Below are 18,822 nucleotides of genomic sequence, written 5' to 3' on the forward strand. Positions count from 1 at the left end.
AACAGCAGAGGAAAGAGTGATGCCTAGCCCCCACGACTACGCCGAGCGCGTGTATGCCGGCGTGCTCGGCAAGATCATCGGCGTGTACCTCGGCCGCCCGTTCGAGGGCTGGGCGTACGACCGGATCATGCGCGAGCTTGGCGAGATCTGGTACTACGTGCACGAGCGGCGCGGCGCCCCGCTGATCGTCACCGACGACGACATCTCCGGCACCTTCACGTTTCTGCGCGCCCTGCCCGACTACGGCAACAGCCGCGCGATCACGGCGGCGCAGATCGGCCAGACCTGGCTCAACTACATCATCGAGCGCCGCACGATCCTGTGGTGGGGCGGCATGGGCAACTCCACCGAGCACACCGCGTTCATCCGGCTCAAGCGCGGCGTGGCCGCGCCCGCCAGCGGCGCAATCGCCACGAATGGCCAGGTGGTGGCCGAGCAGATCGGCGCGCAGATCTTCATCGACGGCTGGGCCATGGTCGCGCCCGGCGACCCAGAGCTGGCCGCCGCGCTGGCCGGCCGCGCCGCGAGCGTCAGCCACGACGGCGCGGCGATCCACGGCGCCCAGGTGATCGCCGCCATGGAGGCCCAGGCGTTTGTCGAGAGCGACCTGCAGGCGCTGATCGACACGGCGGTGCGGCTCATCCCGCGCGACTCGCTGATCTACCGCATGATCGACGACATCCGCGAGTGGCACGCCGAGTATCACGACTGGCAACAGGCGCGCGAGCAGATCGTGGCGCACTACGGCTACGACCGCTTCGGCGGCAACTGCCATATGGTGCCGAACCACGCGCTGATCCACCTGGGGCTGCTGTACGGCGGCGACGATATGCAGCGCGCGCTGATGATCACCAACACCGCCGGCTGGGATACCGACTGCAACTCGGGGAACGTCGGCTGCCTGCTGGGGATCAAGAATGGCCTGGCCGGCATCGACGCCGGGCCAGACTGGCGCGGGCCGGTGGCCGACCGCATGTACCTGCCGACCGCCGATGGCGGCCGGGCGATCACCGACGCGCTGCGCGAAGCCTATATGGTGGTGAATGCCGGCCGCGCGCTGGCCGGCGAGCCGCCGCTGGCGCCCAAGGGCGGCGCGCGCTTCCATTTCGAGCAGCCCGGCAGCGTGCAGGGCTTTCGCGCCGACGACAGCGCCGACGCCCGCGGCACGCTGACGATTGAGAACGTGGCCGGCCACAGCCAGCGCGGTACGCGCGTGCTGGCGCTGCGCGCGCGCGGCCTGGCGCCCGGCCGGGCGGCGCGCGCCACCACTGCCACATTTATCCCGCCCGAGGCGATCGACATGCCGGGCTACACGCTGCTGGCATCGCCCACGCTGTACCCTGGGCAGCAGCTGCGCGCCAGCGCCGCCGCCGACGCCGGCAACCGCGCCGCGCTGAGCGTGCAGCTGCTGGCGTATGCCTACGGCGCCGGCGATCGGCTGGCGCGTATCGACGGCCCTGCGGCCACGCTGCCGGCCGGGGCGCGCCACGCCTTCGAGTGGCGCCTGCCCGACACCGGCGGCCAGCCGATCGCCGCCGTGGGGCTCGAGATCGCCGGGACGCCGCGCGGCGACGGCACGATCTACCTGGACGAGCTGACGTGGGATGGCGTCGCCGACACGCTGTTCCGCCGGCCGGCCGAGGGCGGCACGCTCTGGAGCCGCGCCTGGGTCGATGGCGTGGATCACTACGAGACTCGGCACGACGAAGCCTACCGCCTCATGCAGGATGAGGGCGTCGGCTTGCTGACGCAGGGCACGCGCGAGTGGGCCGACTACCACGTCGAGGCGCTGGTGACGCCGCACATGGCTGTAGCCTGCGGCATTGGCGCGCGCGCGCAGGGCATGCGCCGCTACGTCGCGCTGACGCTAGCGCGCGACGCGCAGGGCCGCGCGGTGCTGCGCCTGAGCGAGCGCCTGACCGAGCACCTGACCGAGCACAGCCGCGCCACCGAGGTGCCGCTGGCCTGGCAGCCGGGCCACACCTACCGGCTGCACCTCGAGCTGTCCGGCCAGCTGGCGCGCGGCTGGGCCGGCGACATGCCGCCGATCGAGCTGCCCGAGATCAGCCCGCTGCTCGGCGGCGGCGCGGCGGCCATGATCTGCGAGGAAGGCCGCGCCGCCTTCGACGACGTGGCCGTGCGCCCGCTTCCCAGCTCACTCGCTCACTTGCTTGGTGCCTGAGGCCATTCGGGGCCTGCGAGGCAATTCGGGGGCTGCGCGCCCCGCGCCCTGCGAGGCAATTCGGGGGCTGCGCGCCCCGCGCCCCGCGGCAGAGGGCGGCCGCCCGCCCTCTGCACTCCCGCGCTGCTATCCATTACCCACAAGTCATGGAACACGATGTGATACTCTGACCTGATGAATACACTTCTCTCAAATCATCACTGCTGGGCTGCTCAAGAACTCGCGACGGCCAACTTCGGCGATGCGCGCCTTACCAAGCGGCTTGTTCATATCGTTGCCGACAAGCTCGCCAACCCGACCGCCAGCATTCCTCTGGCCAGCCGCTCCTGGGCTGCCACCAAGGCCACCTATCGCTTTTTCGCCTCCAAGCAGGTTGCTGCCGACACCATTCGTGCCGCCCATCTCGACGCCACTCGTGCCCGCTGTGTTGCGCACGATACCGTTCTGGTGCTGCAAGACACCACTGAACTCGTCTACACCGCTCATCCGCACACGACTGGCTTGGGCGCGCTTGACCACGCCGGCAGTCGCGGCTTAAAAGTCCATTCCGCGCTGGCCGCAACCATCGATGGCGTTCCACTCGGCTTGGTGTATCAATCCGTCTGGGCACGCCCTGCGCCAAGCAAGGCCCGCAAGCCGCGCAAGCGCCCGCCGCAGGTCGAGCGCGAGAGCCAGCGCTGGCTGACCACCCTGGTCGAGGCACAGAAAGCCCTCCCCGCACCTCTGCACCTGATTGTGGTCGCCGATCGTGAGGCCGACATCTACCCGCTGTTCATCGAACCGCGAGAGCAGCGTACCGATTTGGTCATTCGTGCGACCTACAATCGGGGTCTGGTCGGCGGAGTGAAGCTGCAGGATGTCGCCAAGACGGTCAGCTGGCAGGGCAGTCGCACCGTCAGCATTCCTGGCAACGGCTCGCGCGTCGCTCGTACGGCGACGGTGCAGATTGGCTGGACCAGCGTCCAACTCCTGCCACCACAGGACTATCCACGCCCGGCCTCGGCACCCCGTCCGACGCTGCAACTGGTGGTGGTCGAGGAACGCGAGCCTCCGGTAGGGGTCAAGCCATTGCGCTGGCTGCTGTGGACCAGTTTGCCAGTCACGAGCTGGGAACAGGCGATTGTGGTGGTAGAGGCATATCGAGCACGTTGGTTGATCGAGCGCTATCACTATGTATTGAAGAGCGGCTGCGGGGTTGAGCAGGTGCAACTGGAAACGGCCGAGCGGCTGGAGCGCGCGCTGGCAGTGTGTTGTATTGTGGCCTGGCGGTTGTTGTGGCTGACATATCAGGCGCGCAAGAGGCCGGAGGTCGTGTGCACGGAGGTGTTTGCGCGCCACGAATGGGAGGCGCTGGTGTGTACGATACAGGGCAAAGCAGAACCGCCGGCCGAGCCGCCAAGTTTACGCGAGGCGGTGCGGATGGTGGCACAGTTGGGCGGGTTTTTGGGGCGCAGCGGCGACGGGGAGCCGGGAGTGAAGACGCTCTGGCGAGGCTTGATACGATTGGAAGACATTGCCGCGACTTGGTTGTTGCTGCGCGGTGGGGATCCTCCGTCGCCCCAGTCACTTATGGGTAATGGATAGCCGCGCTGGGGCTTCGCCCCAGACCCCACAAATGAATGCCGTCGCTCCCGCTACGTTGGTGGCACATGCCTCGTGGCGCAGATGCGGGTGGTGGTTTGCCCCGAGGCATGTGCGCCTGACGTTGCCGCTGGCACGGGCTTCTTTCCCGTAGGGCGCGCATCGTGCGCGCCTTCTCCCTCTCGGGGTAATGCGCTCCCTCGCTTCCCTGCTCTGCTCTCTGCGCTCTGCGCTCTCCGCTCCCTCGCTCTACGCTCAAAAGAATGCCGTCGCTCCCGCTACGTTGGTGGCACATGCCTCGTGGCGCAGATGCGGGTGGTGGTTTGCCCCGAGGCATGTGCGCCTGACGTTGCCGCTGGCACGGGCTTCTTTCCCGTAGGGCGCGCATCGTGCGCGCCTTCTCCCTCTCGGGGTAATGCGCTCCCTCGCTTCCCTGCTCTGCTCTCTGCGCTCTGCGCTCTCCGCTCTCCGCTCCCTCGCTCTACGCTCAAAAGAATGCCGTCGTGTGTACACCGTTGGTGGCACATGCCTCGTGGCGCAGATGCGGGTGGTGGTTTGCCCCACGGCCTGAGCGCATGACATTGCCGCTGGCACGGGCTTCTTTCCCGTAGGGCGCGCATCGTGCGCGCCTTCTCGCTCTCGGGGTAATGCACTCACTCGCTTCCCTGCTCTGCTCTCTGCGCTCTCCGCTCCCTCGCTCTACGCTCAAAAGAACGCCGCCGCTCCCGCTACGTTGGTGGCACATGCCTCGTGGCACGGCAGAATGTGTTGGCTTGCCCCACAGCCTGAGCGCCTGACGTTGCCGCTGGCACGGGCTTCTTTCCCGTAGGGCGCGCATCGTGCGCGCCTTCTCTCGGGGTAATGCGCTCACTCGCTTCCCTGCTCTGCTCTCTGCGCTCTGCGCTCTCCGCTCTCCGCTCCCTCGCTCTACGCTCAAAAGAATGCCGTCGTGTGTACACCGTTGGTGGCACATGCCTCGTGGCGCAGATGCGGGTGGTGGTTTGCCCCGAGGCATGTGCGCCTGACGTTGCCGCTGGCACGGGCTTCTTTCCCGTAGGGCGCGCATCGTGCGCGCCTTCTCCCTCTCGGGGTAATGCGCTCCCTCGCTTCCTGCTCTGCTCTCTGCGCTCTGCGCTCTCCGCTCTCCGCTCCCTCGCTCTACGCTCAAAAGAATGCCGTCGCTCCCGCTACGTTGGTGGCACATGCCTCGTGGCACGGCAGAATGTGTTGGCTTGCCCCACGGCCTGAGCGCCTGACGTTGCCGCTGGCACGGGCTTCTTTCCCGTAGGGCGCGCATCGTGCGCGCCTTCTCCCTCTCGGGGTAATGCGCTCCTCCGCTCTCCGCTCTCCGCTCCCTCGCTCTACGCTCAAAAGAATGCCGTCGCTCCCGCTACGTTGGTGGCACATGCCTCGTGGCACGGCAGAATGTGTTGGCTTGCCCCACGGCCTGAGCGCCTGACGTTGCCGCTGGCACGGCCTTTCCCGTAGGGCGCGCATCGTGCGCGCCTTCTCCCTCTCGGGGTAATGCGCTCACTCGCTTCCCTGCTTTGCTCTCTGCGCTCTCCGCTCTCCGCTCACTCGCTCTACGCTCAAAAGAACGCCGTCGCTCCCGCTACCTTGGTGGCGCATGCCGCGTGGCACGGCAGAATGTGTTGGCTTGCCCCACGGCCTGAGCGCCTGACGTTGCCGCTGGCACGGGCTTCTTTCCCGTAGGGCGCGCATCGTGCGCGCCTTCTCGCTCTCGGGGTAATGCACTCACTCGCTTCCCTGCTCTGCTCTCTGCGCTCTCCGCTCACTCGCCCCCACGCTCCATGATCCCCAGCTCGCGGGCACGAGCGACGGCCTCGGCGCGGCTGTGGGCGCCAAGCTTGCCATAGATGCTCTTGAGCTGGGTCTTCACCGTGTTGATCGACACCACGAAGTGCCGCGCGATCTCGGCGCTCGTCAGGCCGGCGGCGAACAGCCGCAGCACTTCGGCCTCGCGCTCGGTGAGCGCCTCGGCGCCGGGCAAAGCCGCCCTGGCCTGCGGCGCGCCTTGCTCCGGCGCGCTCTTGGGCGCGCGCGCAACCACGCTCAGTAGGCGCGCCAGGTAGGGCCGCAGCGGGTCGTCGGGAGCGCGCCGCGCCTGGCTCTGGGCCAGCATGCCGCCGATCGGCGGGCCAAGCTCGGCGAAGACGCCGACCATGCCCTCGGGCGCGGCCAGCGCGAGCGCCGCGTCGAGCCGCTGGTGGGCCAGCGCCGGCGAGTGCCGCCGGTGGGCCAGCGCCTCGAGCGCCAGCGCCTCGATCACCACGGCGGTGCGCCCGCCGGCCTGGGCATGCTCGCGCAGCCAGGCCAGCTGCTCGGCAACCGCCGCGTCGTCTGGCTCGGCCTCGGCAATCAGCGCCACGCGCGCCAGCGTCAGCAGCTCGATCTCGCGAAAGTACGACGGCGACTCGCTGGGGCTCCAGGGTGCGCGCTGGCCGGCCCAGCGCCGCGCGGCCGGCATGTCGCCCTGCATCACGCGCACGCGCGCGCTATACGCCTCGAAGAACGCGCGCTCGCCGCCGGGCTGCCAGCCCTGGCAGATCCGATCGACCTCGGCCAGCGCAACGTTGGCGGCGGCGGTATCGCCCTCGAGCTGGCGCAGGCGCGCCAGGAAGGCGTGCGACCGCGCGGCAGTGATCGTCGGGCGTTGGCCGCTGAGCCTGATCGCGTGCGCCAGCTGCTCGCCGGCCGCCGCGAGGTCGCCCTGCTCCAGCAGCGCATTGCCGAGCCAGATGTGCAGCGCGCTGGCCGGCGCCAGCTGCTCCCAGCCTTCGGCCGCGACCCAGCTCAGCGCCTGCTCGGCGCTGGCGCGCGCCTCGCCCAGCCGGCCCTGCAGCATCGCCAGCTTCACTACCTCGGTGGCGCTGAACAGCGCGCTTAGTGCGTTGCCGGCGGCGCGCGACCGGCGGATGTTCTCGGCGTGCACGGTCGCGGCCTCGGCGGTGTGGCCCAGCACCATCAGCGCGTATCCGAGCATGAGGCCATTGGTGCTGCGCGCCCAGTGCTCGCTGTCCGGCAGCATCGCCTGCGCCTGGCGCGCCAGCGCCAGCGCATCGGCAAACGCCCCGCACTCGATCGCGATATGGGCGCGCTGGCTCAGCAGCTCGCCGCGCAGCGCCACGGCATCGGGCTCTGCCGCGCCGGCGAGCGCCGCCTCGGCCGCCTGGATGTACGGCTCGAGCACAGCAACCTGGCGCTCGAACAGCAGCACCTGAACCTGGGCCAGGCACAGGCGCGGGTTCGCCAGCATCTGCTCGCGCGGCAGCGCGTCGAGCCAGCGCTGCAGCGTTTGCATCTCGCCGTTGGCCGCGAGCCGCCCGGCGTGGGCTGCCAGCAGGCGCGTGGCCAGCTCGCTCTCGCCGGCCGCCAGGGCGTGGCCCATAGCCTCGGCAACCGCGCCCTGGCGCTCGAACCAGCGCGCGGCGCGGCGGTGCAGCTCGGCCACCAGCGCCGGCTGCTCGTGGCCGAGCCGGTGCCGCAGCAGATCGGCGAACAGGTGGTGGTAGCGATACCAGCCGCGCTGGTCGTCGAGCGGGATGAGGAATAGATTCTGCCGCTCCAGCTCGTCGAGCACAAGGCGGCTGTACGAGTCGGCTGCCGCGCCGGCAGCAGGCGCCGGGCGCTCGTCGGCGGCCGCCAGCCCGACAACCGCGTCGCAGAGCGGGCCGCACATCCGGCCGAGGATCGAGGTTTCGAGCAGAAACGTGCGGATATGCTCGGGCTGGCGCGCGAGCACCTCCTCGGTCAGGTAGTCGACGATGTGGCGGTGGCTGCCGCTGAAGCTGTCGATAAAGCCGCGCGCGTCGGCCTGGCCCTGCAGCGACAGCGCCGCCAGCTGCAGGCCGGCGGCCCAGCCCTCGGTGCGCGCCTCGAGCAAAGCCACATGCTCGGCATCCAGGCGCAGGCCCATGGTTCCGGCCAGAAACTCCAGCGCTTCGGCGGCGGTGAAGCGCAGATCGGCCGCGCGGATCTCGACCAGCTCGCCGCTCACGCGCCAGCGCGCCAGCGGCAGCGGCGGCTCGGTTCGGCCGGCGATCAGCAGGTGGAGCTGCGGCGGCGCGTGCGCGAGCAGCGCCGCGACGGCGCTGTGGATGGCGGGGTTGACGATCGCGTGGTAGTCGTCGAAGGCCAGCACCACCGGCTCGGGGTGCGCGGCCAGCGCGTTCAGCAGCTCGGCGAGCGCGGCCTGGTGCTCGGCCGGCGCGGCGCGCAGCAGCGCCAGCGGCTGCGCGCCCAGCCCGGGGCTCGCGCGCTCGAGCGCGGCGCAGGCGTAGCTCCAGAAACGGGTCGGGTCGTTGTCGCCGCCGTCGAGCGCCACCCAGCCGATCCGCGGGGCGTCCGGCAGGCGGCGCGCCTCGCCAAGCGCCTGCGCCAGCAGCGTGCTCTTGCCAAACCCGGCCGGCGCCGCGAACAGCGTGAGCCGCGTGCTCAGCCCTTCGAGCACGCGCGCGATCAGCCTGCGCCGCGCTACGGTGGTGGCGCGCGGGGCGGGCAGGTAGAGCTTGGTGGAGAGCAGTGGCAGGCCGGCGGCGCGCGCGCTGGCGCCGGAGATTGTACCGATGGATGTCATTGGCCGGCATTATACCATCGCGCGCGAGTTTTTCCGAGCCGCATCACCCCCGATATCACCCTCGGCGGGTGATGCCGCCGCACCCGCGCCTCTGCTACAGTGCACCCAACGGCCGCGACGGGCGGCCGGCGCCGCAGACAGGCCTCGCGAGCACAACGGCCGTCCCCGCGGCGACAGCCGAAGAAGATAGGAGCTACGACCATGAGCAATATCATCAGTGTCGCGCAGCCCGCGCGCCACCGCACCCTCGGCCGCGCCGCCATCGTCGCGGGCGCGCTCGCCCTGGCGCTGGCCGCATGGCTCGGGTTCATGCTGTTCCGCATGAGCTACGTTCCGGCCGACCTCGATCTGTCGACGACGCGCCGCTCGAACGCCGGCGCCTACCAGGTGAGCTACGCCCCGCGCCGCAGCCCGATCGTGATCAACCAGATCCACAGCTGGACGATCCACGTCGCAACCGCCGACGGCCGGCCGGTGACCGACGCCAGCATCGGCGTCGACGGCGACATGCCGCAGCACGGCCACGGCCTGCCGACGCGCCCGCAGGTCACGCGCAACCTTGGCGGCGGCGACTACCTGGTCGAGGGCATGAAGTTCCAGATGGGCGGCTGGTGGGTTGTCGATTTCACGATCGACGCGGCCGGCCAGCACGATACCGTGCGCTTCAACATGATCCTGCAGTAGCAGCGCCCGTAGCATCTGGCTCGTAGCAGAGAACCGTGAGGTGCGTATGAAAAAACCATGGATCATCGGCCTGGCCGGCGCCGCGATCGTGTTGGCCGCCATCGCCGGCTACCTGCTGTGGCCGCGCGCCGCCTGGAGCCAGGCCGAGGTCGCGACGCTGCGCGGCCTGTGGATCGGCAGCCTCGCCCCGCTGCCGCCCGACCCGTCGAACCGCCTGGCCGACGACACGCGCGCAGCAGCGCTCGGCCAGCAGCTGTTCTTCGATACGCGATTGAGCGTCAATGGACAGGTAGCCTGCGCCACCTGCCACCTGCCCGCGCGCGATTTCCAGGATGGCAAGCCGCTGGGCCAGGGCGTGGGCACGACAGCCCGCCGCACCATGCCGCTCGCCGGCACGGCCTACAGCCCGTGGCTGTTCTGGGATGGCCGCAAAGACAGCCTGTGGGCACAGGCGCTCGGCCCGCTCGAGAGCGCCGTCGAGCACGGCGGCAGCCGCGGCCAGTATGCCCACCTGATCGACCAGCACTACCGCGCCGAGTACGAGGCGGTGTTCGGGCCGCTGCCAAGCCTGGCCGACGCGGCGCGCTTCCCGGCCGCCGCCGGGCCGGTTGAGGACGCCGCCGCGCGCGCCGCGTGGCAGCGCATGGCCCCCGCCGACCGCGACGCGGTCAGCCGGATCTACGCCAACATCGGCAAGGCGATCGCCGCATACGAGCGCACGATCATGCCCGGAGCCTCGCGCTTCGACCAGTACGTCGCGGCGCTGCTGCAGAACGACAGCGCGGGCATGCGCGCCGCGCTCAGCGCCGACGAGCAGGCCGGCCTGCGGCTGTTCATCGGCAAGGGGCAGTGCGTCAACTGCCACAACGGCCCGCTGCTCACCAACAACGACTTTCACAACACCGGCGTGCCTGCCGCGCCGGGGCTGCCCGCCGACAGCGGCCGGGCCCAGGGCGTGCGCCAGGTGCTGGCCGACGAGTTCAACTGCCTGAGCGCCTACAGCGACGCGGCGCCCGAAGACTGCGGCGAGCTGCGCTTCGCCAAGGCCGACGATCACGCGCTGGAGCGGCAGTTCAAGCCGCCGTCGCTGCGCAATGTCGCCGAGCGGGCGCCGTATATGCACGCCGGCCAGTTCGCGAGCCTGCGCGAGGTGCTGGAGCACTACAATCGCGCGCCGGCTGCGCCGGCCGGGCACTCCGAGCTTAAGCCGCTGCAGCTCTCGGAGCGCGAGCTGGGCCAGATCGAGGCGTTTCTGCGCAGCCTGAGCGGCCAGGTCAGCGCGCCCGGCTGCACCGGCTGCCATCCCTAGCGCGCACGAGCGATACCCGCAAACTTCACTGGAGGTGAGACATGGCCCTTGCAACCTGGTGGCGCTGCGACACACTGCCGCCGCTGCCGCCGCTGGCCGGTTTCGGCGCCGCCGTGTGCGACGACGCCGCGCTGCTGAGCAGGCTCAACCGCATCACGGCCGGCGAGGTGCGCGCCCGCTGGCGCGACGGGCACCGCGCCTATGTCGCCGCGCAGGGCGGCGCGCCAGTGGCCTACGGCTGGGTCGCGACGCGCGCTGCCGCGATTGGCGAGCTGGCCTTGAAGCTCGCCCTGCCGGTGGCCGATCGCTACCTGTGGGATTTCGCGACGCTGCCGGCGTGGCGCGGGCGTGGCATCTACCCGCGCCTGCTCCAGGCGATCATGCGGAGTGAGGCCGAGGCGGCCGAGCGCTTCTGGATCATCTACGCGCCCGAGAACCAGCCGTCGGGCGCGGGGATGCGCAAAGCCGGCTTTGCCCCGGTGGCCGAGCTATCGTTCGACGCCGGGCGCCAGGTGCGGCTGGCCGCGCTCGGCGCGCCCGAGCGCGCGCGGGCTGCCGCGGCGCTGCTGGGGCTGGCGCTGGTGGGCGAGCCGCTGGCGCCGTGCTGGTGCTGCCAGGGCGGTGATGAGCCGGCGTGCTGGCCGGCCACGGGCCAGCCGGCGCATACGTGTACGTGCGGCGCCGCGCCCTGATCGGGCACGGGCAGGGGCAGGGTCGAAGGCGCATTTTGCGCTGCGGGTCGGGTGCGGTCGCCGCGCCCGCCCCGCTTTTGATATAATAACGCCGCGTAAAAAGCCGAGAAGCAAGCGATGAGCGAACAGCACCTGCCCCTGAATGTGCGCGGCTACGACCTGCGCGAGCCGGTTGGCGAAGGTGGCTACGGCGTGGTCTACCGCGCCTACCAGCACGTCGTCGGCCGCGACGTGGCGATCAAGATCATCCTGCCGCAGCACGCCAACCAGCCCGAGTTCATCCGCCGTTTCGAGAGCGAAGCCCAGCTGGTCGCGCGCCTCGAGCACCCGTATATCGTGCCGCTCTACGACTACTGGCGCCAGCCCAACGGCGCGTTCCTGGTGATGCGCTACCTGCGCGGCGGCAGCTTGCTGGCCCTGCTGCGCCGGGGGCCGCTGCCGCTGTCGCTGCTCGACCGCGCGCTCGACCAGATCGGCGGCGCGCTGGCGGCCGCCCACCGGCGCGGGGTTGTGCACCGCGACCTCAAGCCGGGCAATGTTCTGCTCGACGACGAGGGCAATACCTACCTGGCCGACTTCGGTATCGCCAAAGATATCGGCAAGCAGCTGTCGCCGTACCAGACCGACCAGCAGGTGGTGGTCGGCAGCCCGGCCTACCTTGCGCCCGAGCAGATCAAGGCCGAGCCGATCTCGCCGCAGACCGATATCTACAGCTTCGGCGTGATGCTCTACGAGATCCTCACCGGCAAGCTGCCGTTCGACGCGCCTACGCCCATGGCCATGATGTTCATGCACGTGAACCAGCCGCTGCCGCCGGTGCGCGCCCGCCGCCCCGACCTGCCCGGCGCGGTCGATCTGGTGATCCAGCGCGCTACCGCCAAGGAGCCGGCCGAGCGCTACCCCCATGTCGCGGCCATGGTCGCTGCGCTGCGCGAGGCGCTCGACCAGCCCGGCACGGCGGCAGGGCGCGCCGCGCCGCAACGGCCGCGCTCGCCCTACGAAACCGGCCAGATCCGCGTGCCAACCCAGCTGCTCGCGCCCCAGCAGGCCGAGAACCCGTACAAGGGCCTGCGCGCCTTTGGCGAAGCCGATGCGGCCGACTTTTTCGGCCGCGCGGCCCTCACCGAACAGCTGCTGGCGCGCATGCGCGAGCCGCACCCCCTCGCGCGCTTTCTCGCCGTCGTCGGCCCCTCGGGCTCGGGCAAATCGTCGGTGGTGCGCGCCGGCCTCGTGCCCGCCCTCAAGCGCGGCGCGCTGCCCGGCGCCGAGCGCTGGTTTGTGCTCGACCTGCACCCTGGCGCGCAGCCGATCGAGGAGCTGGCCCAGGCGCTCGTGCGCGTCGCCGTCGACCCGCCCGACGACTTGGTGGCGCCGCTGCTGCTCGACTCGCGCGGCCTCCTGCGCGTGGTCGACCAGGCGGTGCCTGGCGGCGACGAGACCGAGGTGGTGCTGGTGATCGACCAGTTCGAAGAGCTGTTCACGCTGGTGGCCGACGAGGCGCGCCGGCGCCATTTTCTCGATACGATCGTCGCGGCGGCGACCGACCCGTACAGCCGCGTGCGCGTGGTCGTCACGCTGCGCGCCGATTTCTACGACCGGCCGCTGCTGTACCCGGAGTTTGGCGCGCTGCTGCGCCAGCGCACCGAGGTGGTGCTGCCGCTCGCGCCGGGCGAGCTTGAGCAGGCGATCGCCGCGCCGGCCCAGCGGGTTGGGGTGGCGGCAGCGCCCGACCTGGTGGCGGCGATCGTCGGCGATGTTGGCGCGCAGCCGGGCGCGCTGCCGCTGCTGCAGTACGCGCTTACCGAGCTGTTTGAGCAGCGCACTGGGGCGGCGCTGACACTGGCGGCCTACCGCGCCAGCGGGGGTATGCAGGGCGCCCTCGCGCGCCGCGCCGATGCGCTGTACGCCGGCCTGCCGCCAGCGGCGCAGCCGGCGGCGCGCCAGCTGTTTCTGCGGCTGATCAACCTGGGCGAGGGCGCCGAAGATACCCGGCGCCGCGCGCGCTACGCCGAGCTGAGCGGCGGCCCGGCGGCGGCCCGCCAGGCGCCTGCGGCCGCCGCTGAGGCCGAGTCGGCGCTCGAAGCCGTGCTGGAGGTGTACGGCCGCGCGCGCCTGCTGACATTCGACCGCGACCCGGCCACGCGCGAGCCGACCGTCGAGGTGGCGCACGAGGCGCTGATCCGCCACTGGCAGCGCCTGCGCGCCTGGCTCGACGCCGCGCGCGCCGAGCTGCGCATCCAGCGTCAGCTCGCCGCTGCCGCCGCCGAGTGGGCTGCCAGCCGCTACGACGCCAGCTTCCTGGCCAGCGGCGCGCGCCTGGCGCAGTTTGCCGCAGTTGCCTCGGGCGGCGCGCTCGCGCTGAATGCCCACGAGCAATCCTACCTCGACACCAGCCTGGCGCAGCGCGACCGGCAGGCGCAGGGCGAGCGCGAGCAGCAGCAGCGCGAGCTGGCCCAGGCCCAGGCGCTCGCCGAAGAGCAGCGCCAGCGCGCCGAGATCCAGGCGGCGGCGAGCCAGCGCCTGCGCCGCCGCGCGCTCTGGCTCGCCGCCGCGCTGGCGAGCGCCGGCATTCTGCTGCTGGCCGCCGCGCTGCTGGGCGGGTTCGCGTTTCAGCAGCGCAACCTCGCGCGCCAGCAGCGCCAGGCCGCGCTCGCGCGCCAGCTCGCGGCCCAGTCGCTGATCAACGCCGGCGATAGCAGCCGCGCCGTGCTGCTGGCCCTCGAGGCTGCCCGCCTCGATCCCGAGGCCGTCGAGGTGCGCGGCAGCCTGCTGGCCGGCCTTGAGGCTAGCCCGCGCCTGGTGTCGTTCTTGCCCGGCCATTCCAATATTGTCTACAGCGTGGCGTTCAGCCCCGACGGCAAGATCCTCGCCTCGGCCAGCCAGGATGGCACGATCATCCTGCGCGACGTCGCGACCCGCCAGCCGATCGGCCAGCCGCTGACCGGCCACACCAGCTGGGTCACTAGCGTGGCGTTTAGCCCCGACGGCAAAACCCTCGCCTCGGCCAGCGACGACAATACCATCCGCCTCTGGGACGCCGCCACCCACCAGCCGATCGGCCAGCCGCTGCAGGGCCACGGCAGCGCAGTCTGGAGCGTGGCGTTCAGCCCCGACGGCAAAACCCTCGCTTCGGGCAGCAACGACAATACCATTCGCCTCTGGGACGCCGCCACTCACCAGCCGATCGGCCAGCCGCTGACTGGCCACACCAACTGGGTGCGCAGCGTGGCCTTCAGCCCCGACGGCAAGACGCTGGCCTCGGGCAGCTGGGACAGCACCATCCGGCTGTGGAATGTGGCTACTCAGCAGCCGATCGGCGAGCCGCTGACCGGCCACGCCGACTGGGTGCGCGGCGTCGCCTTCAGCCCCGACGGCAAAACCCTCGCGTCGGCCAGCGCCGACAAAACCGTCATTCTCTGGGACGTAGCCACGCGCCAGCCGATCGGCCAGCCGCTCGCCGGCCACACCTCGGTAGTCTACAGCCTGGCGTTCAGCCCCGATGGCAAAACCCTCGCGTCGGCCAGCGCCGACAAAACCGTCATTCTCTGGGACGTAGCCACGCGCCAGCCGATCGATAGCCAGCCGCTCAGCGGGCACGCCGGCAACATCCAGAGCGTGGCGTTCAGCCCCGACGGCACGCTGCTCGCATCCGCCAGCGACGACACCACCGTCGGCCTCTGGAGCATCGCCGCGCGCCAGCAGCTCGGCCAGGCGCTTGCGGGCCACACCGACAGCGTGATCGCGGTGGCGTTCAGCCCCGACGGCACGCTGCTCGCTTCCGGCAGCGACGACAGTACCGTGATGCTGTGGGACGCAGCTACGCGCCAGCCCGTCGGCCGGCCGCTGCGCGGCCACACCCAGGGCGTTTGGAGCGTGGCGTTCAGCCCCGACGGCAAGACGCTGGCGTCGGGCGGTGCCGATAGGATCATCAACCTGTGGGACGTCGCCACGCGCCAGCCGATCGGCCAGCCGCTCAGCGGCCATACCGATCGCGTGCGCAGCGTCGTGTTCAGCCCCGACGGCAAAACCCTGGCGTCGGCCAGCGACGACAACACGATCATCCTCTGGGACGTGGCCACGCGCCGCTCGCGCGGCGCGCCGCTCGCCGGCCACACCGACTGGGCGCTGAGCCTGGCGTTCAGCCCCGACGGCAAGACGCTCGCCTCCGGCGGCGCCGACAACCGCATCATCCTGTGGGATGTCGCCAGTGGCAAGCGCATCGCAACCCTCAGCGGCCACAGCTGGCGCGTGTGGGCAGTGGCGTTCAGCCCCGACGGCAAGACGCTCGCCTCGGGCAGCCAGGACAGCGCCATGATCCTGTGGGATGTCGCGACGCGCCAGCGCATCGGCGGGCCGTTTATTCAGAACAATACCGTGAACGGCGTGGCCTTCAGCCCCGACGGCCGGCTGCTGGCCATCTCCGACCAGGACGGCAGCGTGGCGCTCTGGGACGCGCAGGCGCGCCAGCAGCTCGGGCGCAGGCTGCTAGGGCACAGCAGCTGGGCGCGCACGGTGGCGTTCAGCCCCGACAGCCAGACGCTGGCCTCGGGTAGCGGCGACTCGACGATCATCCTCTGGGATGTGCGCTTCGCGAGCTGGCAGGCCCAGGCGTGCCAGCTGGCCAACCGCAACCTGTCGTGGGAAGAGTGGCGCCAGTACCTCGGCGACGAGCCGTACCACAAAACCTGCGCGGCCGCGCCAGTTCACCCGAGCGTGCTCGAGGCGGCGCGCAACCAGGCGCGCGCAGGCGATCAGGCCGGCGCAGTCGCGCTGTTCAAGCAGGCGCTGGCGCTCGACCCAGGCTTGCAGCTCGACCCCGAGCGCGAGGCGCGCGCCGCCGCAGCCGACGGCCTGGTGACGCAGGGCCGCGACCAGGCGCGCGCAGGCGATGTGGCTGGCGCAGTCGCGCTGCTCAAGCAGGCGCTGGCGCTCGACCCGAGCCAGCAGCTCGACCCCGAGCGCGAGGCCGGCAGCCTGGCCGCGCGGCACCAGCTGGCGAACGGCGGGCGCCTGGCGCAGCAGGGCAAGGTACAAGATGCGATAGCCGCCTTTGTTGAAGCCCAGCGCCTCGACCCGACGCTGGACATCTCGGCCGATGATTTGAACACGCTGTGCTGGTACGGCAGCCTGTGGGGCGGCGCGCGCCAGGTGCTCAGCGCCTGCGACCGCGCGGTGGAGCTCGATCCGCAGAACGGCGATATTCACGACAGCCGCGGCCTGGCGCGCGCGCTCAGCGGCGATACGGCCGGCGCGATCGAGGACTTCAAGCAGTTCGTGGCGTGGTCGCAGGGCAAGCGCGATTACGACGCCAGCCGCACCGAGCGCCAGCGCTGGCTCGGCGCGCTGGAGGCGGGCCAGAACCCCTTCGACGACGCTACGATCGCGGCGCTGCGCTAGCTGCAGGCGGCTTCGCAGAGAGAGAGCATCCAATTGACTGAGATCGGCCACGAGCTGCAAGCCCTGGCCGGCTACCTCGACTGCAACCCGGTGGTCGCTGCTCGGCGCTGGCGGGGCTGGCACATCAGCCCGGTTGCGGGCGGCGCGAATAATCTGCTCTACCGCGCCACGCACGCCCACGGCGACTACGCACTCAAATTCACGCTGCGCGACGACCGCGACCGCGCCGGGCGCGAGTACGCCGCGCTTGTGGCGCTGGCTCACGCTGGGGTCGCGTGCGCGCCGCGCGCCGTCTGGCACGAGCAGCAGCGCTACCGCCAGCCGCTGGTCGTGCAGATGTGGCTCGACGGGCCGGTGCTCGCTGGCCCGCCGGCAAGCCAGGCCGACTGGCAGCACCTTCTTGATCTATACTGCGCCTTCCACCGCATTACTCCGCTGGCCATATCGGCGCCGCTGGCCGAGGCGGTGCTCAATCTCTCTTCCGGCGCGGATGGCCGGCAGCTGATTTTCACGCACCTTGCGCGCATCCCCACGGCCGAGCGCCCGCCCTCGCTCGCGCCGATCGTCGGCTGGCTGGAGCAATGGACGCCGCCAGTGTGGGATGCGCCGCCGCGCGCGCTGTGCCGCGTCGACGGTAACTGGCGCAACTTCATCCGGAGCGCCCGGGGCTGGGCCGCCGTCGATTGGGAGAACAGCGGCTGGGGCGATCCGGCCTTCGATTGGGCCGACCTGATCACCCATCCCGCCTACGCCGCCGTGCCGCCAGCCGCCTGGGAGCAACTCATCGCTGCCTATGCTGTGCGCATGAACGACCCTCAGGCGATCGAGCGGATCACGACATATACCACAATCATGTGGATCTGGTGGGCTACCCGCTGGGCGCGCTTTCTCTACGAGGTGCCGCGCGGCCTCGATCCGCGTTTAGTCGAGCGACCGGCCGGCTGGCTTGGCGAGGTTCAACAGCAGTACGCGCGCTACCTTGCCCGCGCCGAAGCGAGTATTCGCCACCTCTAAGTGGCGAATATGCTATACTGGCAGTGCCGGCCCGCTCGCATTGTCGTTTCGAACAAGCATAGGAGCTGACCTTATGCGCCGAAAAGCCACTCTTGCCGCGTGTTGTGCCACCAGCCTGGCCGTGCTGCTCGCGACGCTTCAGCCCGCCACTACCCGCGCTCAGGCGCCCAGCCTCGAGGGATGCCAGATCCTCCCCGCTGACAATATCTGGAATACGCCGATCGACCAGCTGCCGGTCGATGCCCACTCGGCCGAGTATGTGGCCAACATCGGCGCCAGCACCGGCATGCACCCCGATTTTGGCTCGGCCAAGTATGGCGATTATGGCATCCCGTTCAATATCGTGCCGCAGAACCAGCCGCTCGTGCCGGTTAGCTTCACCTATGCCGACGAGAGCGACCCTGGCCCGTACCCGATTCCGTCGTCGCCCCATATCGAGGCCGGCGGCGACCGGCATATCCTCACGCTGGTGCAGGGGTCGTGCAAGCTCTACGAGACATGGGCCAGCGAGCCCGCCGGCGACGGCTGGCTCGCCGGGTCGGGCGCGGTGTTCGACCTTGGCTCGAACGCGCTGCGCACCGACGGCAAGACATCGGCCGACGCGGCCGGGTTGCCCATCCTGCCCGGCCTGACGCGCTACGACGAAGTACGCGCCGGCGCGATCAATCACGCCCTGCGCTTCACGGTGCCCTGCACCGCCAACTACTATATCTGGCCGGCGCGCCACAAGGCCGTGCCCGATAGCTGCCCCGCTACCCCGCCGGCCGGCACGCGCGTGCCGCCCAACGGTCTGCGCTTCCGCCTCAAGGCCAGCGTCAACATCGCCGGCTTCTCCGACCAAACCCGCGTGATACTCACCGCGCTGAAGAAATATGGCATGATCGTGGCCGACAACGGCACGGGCTGGTATCTCAGCGGCGCGCCCGACCCCGGCTGGGACGACGATACCCTCGTGGCCGAGCTGCGCCAGATCCACGGCAGCGACTTCGAGGCGATCGACGAGTCGTCGCTGCAGATCAGCCAGGACTCGGGCCAGGCGCGCCCGCCCGGCGGCGAGCGCATGGCTGTGTCGGCTGGCGGCGCGCGCCAGGGCCAGGCGGTCGGCTACTCGATCCAGATCGGCGGCGACGGCGCGGCGGTCGGCCTGGCGAACCAGCTCCCCACCGGCCTGACGCTCGTCGCCGGCCCAAGCATCACGCCGAACACGCTGCCGGCCGCCAGCTACGACGGCGCCAGCCGCACGATCAGCTGGTCGGGCGCGCCGGCGATCGGCGTGGCGGTGGCGATCGACTACACCGTGACGCTCGACAGCGCCGCCACCGGCGTGATCGTCAACAGCGCCACCGTGACGCGCACCACCGGCGCG

General features: G+C 70.7%; 8 protein-coding genes and 1 pseudogene. 8 read left to right on the forward strand and 1 reads right to left on the reverse strand.

All coding sequences use genetic code 11. The features are described 5' to 3' along the window. Window positions 1-19 precede the first annotated feature (19 nt). Window positions 20-2,182, forward strand: coding sequence for an ADP-ribosylglycohydrolase family protein (locus U0177_RS15915; RefSeq protein WP_409571635.1), 2,163 nt, complete (start codon window positions 20-22; stop codon window positions 2,180-2,182). 174 nt (window positions 2,183-2,356) lie between these two features. After that, window positions 2,357-3,766 (forward strand): IS4 family transposase, encoded by a 1,410-nt coding sequence (locus tag U0177_RS15920; protein ID WP_409571636.1) that lies wholly within the window; start codon window positions 2,357-2,359, stop codon window positions 3,764-3,766. 1,789 nt (window positions 3,767-5,555) lie between these two features. Here U0177_RS15920 and U0177_RS15925 read toward each other — a convergent pair. Next, window positions 5,556-8,360 (reverse strand): LuxR C-terminal-related transcriptional regulator, encoded by a 2,805-nt coding sequence (locus U0177_RS15925; RefSeq protein ID WP_409571637.1) that lies wholly within the window; start codon window positions 8,358-8,360, stop codon window positions 5,556-5,558. A 201-nt stretch (window positions 8,361-8,561) separates the two neighbouring features. Between U0177_RS15925 and U0177_RS15930 the strand changes: the two genes are divergently transcribed. The 6 genes and pseudogenes from U0177_RS15930 to U0177_RS15955 all read left to right on the forward strand — a co-directional run. Further along, window positions 8,562-9,044 carry a FixH family protein gene (locus tag U0177_RS15930; protein WP_409571638.1) on the forward strand — a complete coding sequence of 161 codons (483 nt, stop codon included), beginning with the start codon at window positions 8,562-8,564 and terminating at the stop codon, window positions 9,042-9,044. Window positions 9,045-9,090: 46 nt separating this feature from the next. Next, complete coding sequence (locus U0177_RS15935; protein WP_409571639.1) at window positions 9,091-10,353, forward strand: cytochrome-c peroxidase; 1,263 nt, start codon at window positions 9,091-9,093, stop codon at window positions 10,351-10,353. Window positions 10,354-10,394: 41 nt separating this feature from the next. Then, window positions 10,395-11,045, forward strand: a complete 651-nt coding sequence (locus tag U0177_RS15940; protein WP_409571640.1) for a GNAT family N-acetyltransferase — start codon at window positions 10,395-10,397, stop codon at window positions 11,043-11,045. Window positions 11,046-11,162: 117 nt separating this feature from the next. Next, the gene (locus tag U0177_RS15945) at window positions 11,163-16,442 is read left to right on the forward strand and encodes a protein kinase domain-containing protein (RefSeq protein WP_409571641.1); all 5,280 of its coding nucleotides are present in this window, start codon (window positions 11,163-11,165) and stop codon (window positions 16,440-16,442) included. Window positions 16,443-16,475: 33 nt separating this feature from the next. Then, window positions 16,476-17,456 (forward strand): phosphotransferase family protein, encoded by a 981-nt coding sequence (locus tag U0177_RS15950; RefSeq protein ID WP_409571642.1) that lies wholly within the window; start codon window positions 16,476-16,478, stop codon window positions 17,454-17,456. Between the two features lie 73 nt (window positions 17,457-17,529). After that, window positions 17,530-18,498 (forward strand): annotated as a pseudogene (locus U0177_RS15955) (hypothetical protein); the annotation flags it as partial. Between the last annotated feature and the right edge of the window lie 324 nt (window positions 18,499-18,822).

This window comes from Kouleothrix sp. (genome assembly GCF_046328425.1).
GTDB lineage: Bacteria > Chloroflexota > Chloroflexia > Chloroflexales > Roseiflexaceae > Kouleothrix.

Coding starts and splice junctions, on each gene's coding strand:
- U0177_RS15915 (WP_409571635.1), top strand. CDS start 20: ATGCCTAGCCCCCACGACTACGCCGAGCGCGTGTATGCCGGCGTGCTC.
- U0177_RS15920 (WP_409571636.1), top strand. CDS start 2,357: ATGAATACACTTCTCTCAAATCATCACTGCTGGGCTGCTCAAGAACTC.
- U0177_RS15925 (WP_409571637.1), bottom strand. CDS start 8,360: ATGACATCCATCGGTACAATCTCCGGCGCCAGCGCGCGCGCCGCCGGC.
- U0177_RS15930 (WP_409571638.1), top strand. CDS start 8,562: ATGAGCAATATCATCAGTGTCGCGCAGCCCGCGCGCCACCGCACCCTC.
- U0177_RS15935 (WP_409571639.1), top strand. CDS start 9,091: ATGAAAAAACCATGGATCATCGGCCTGGCCGGCGCCGCGATCGTGTTG.
- U0177_RS15940 (WP_409571640.1), top strand. CDS start 10,395: ATGGCCCTTGCAACCTGGTGGCGCTGCGACACACTGCCGCCGCTGCCG.
- U0177_RS15945 (WP_409571641.1), top strand. CDS start 11,163: ATGAGCGAACAGCACCTGCCCCTGAATGTGCGCGGCTACGACCTGCGC.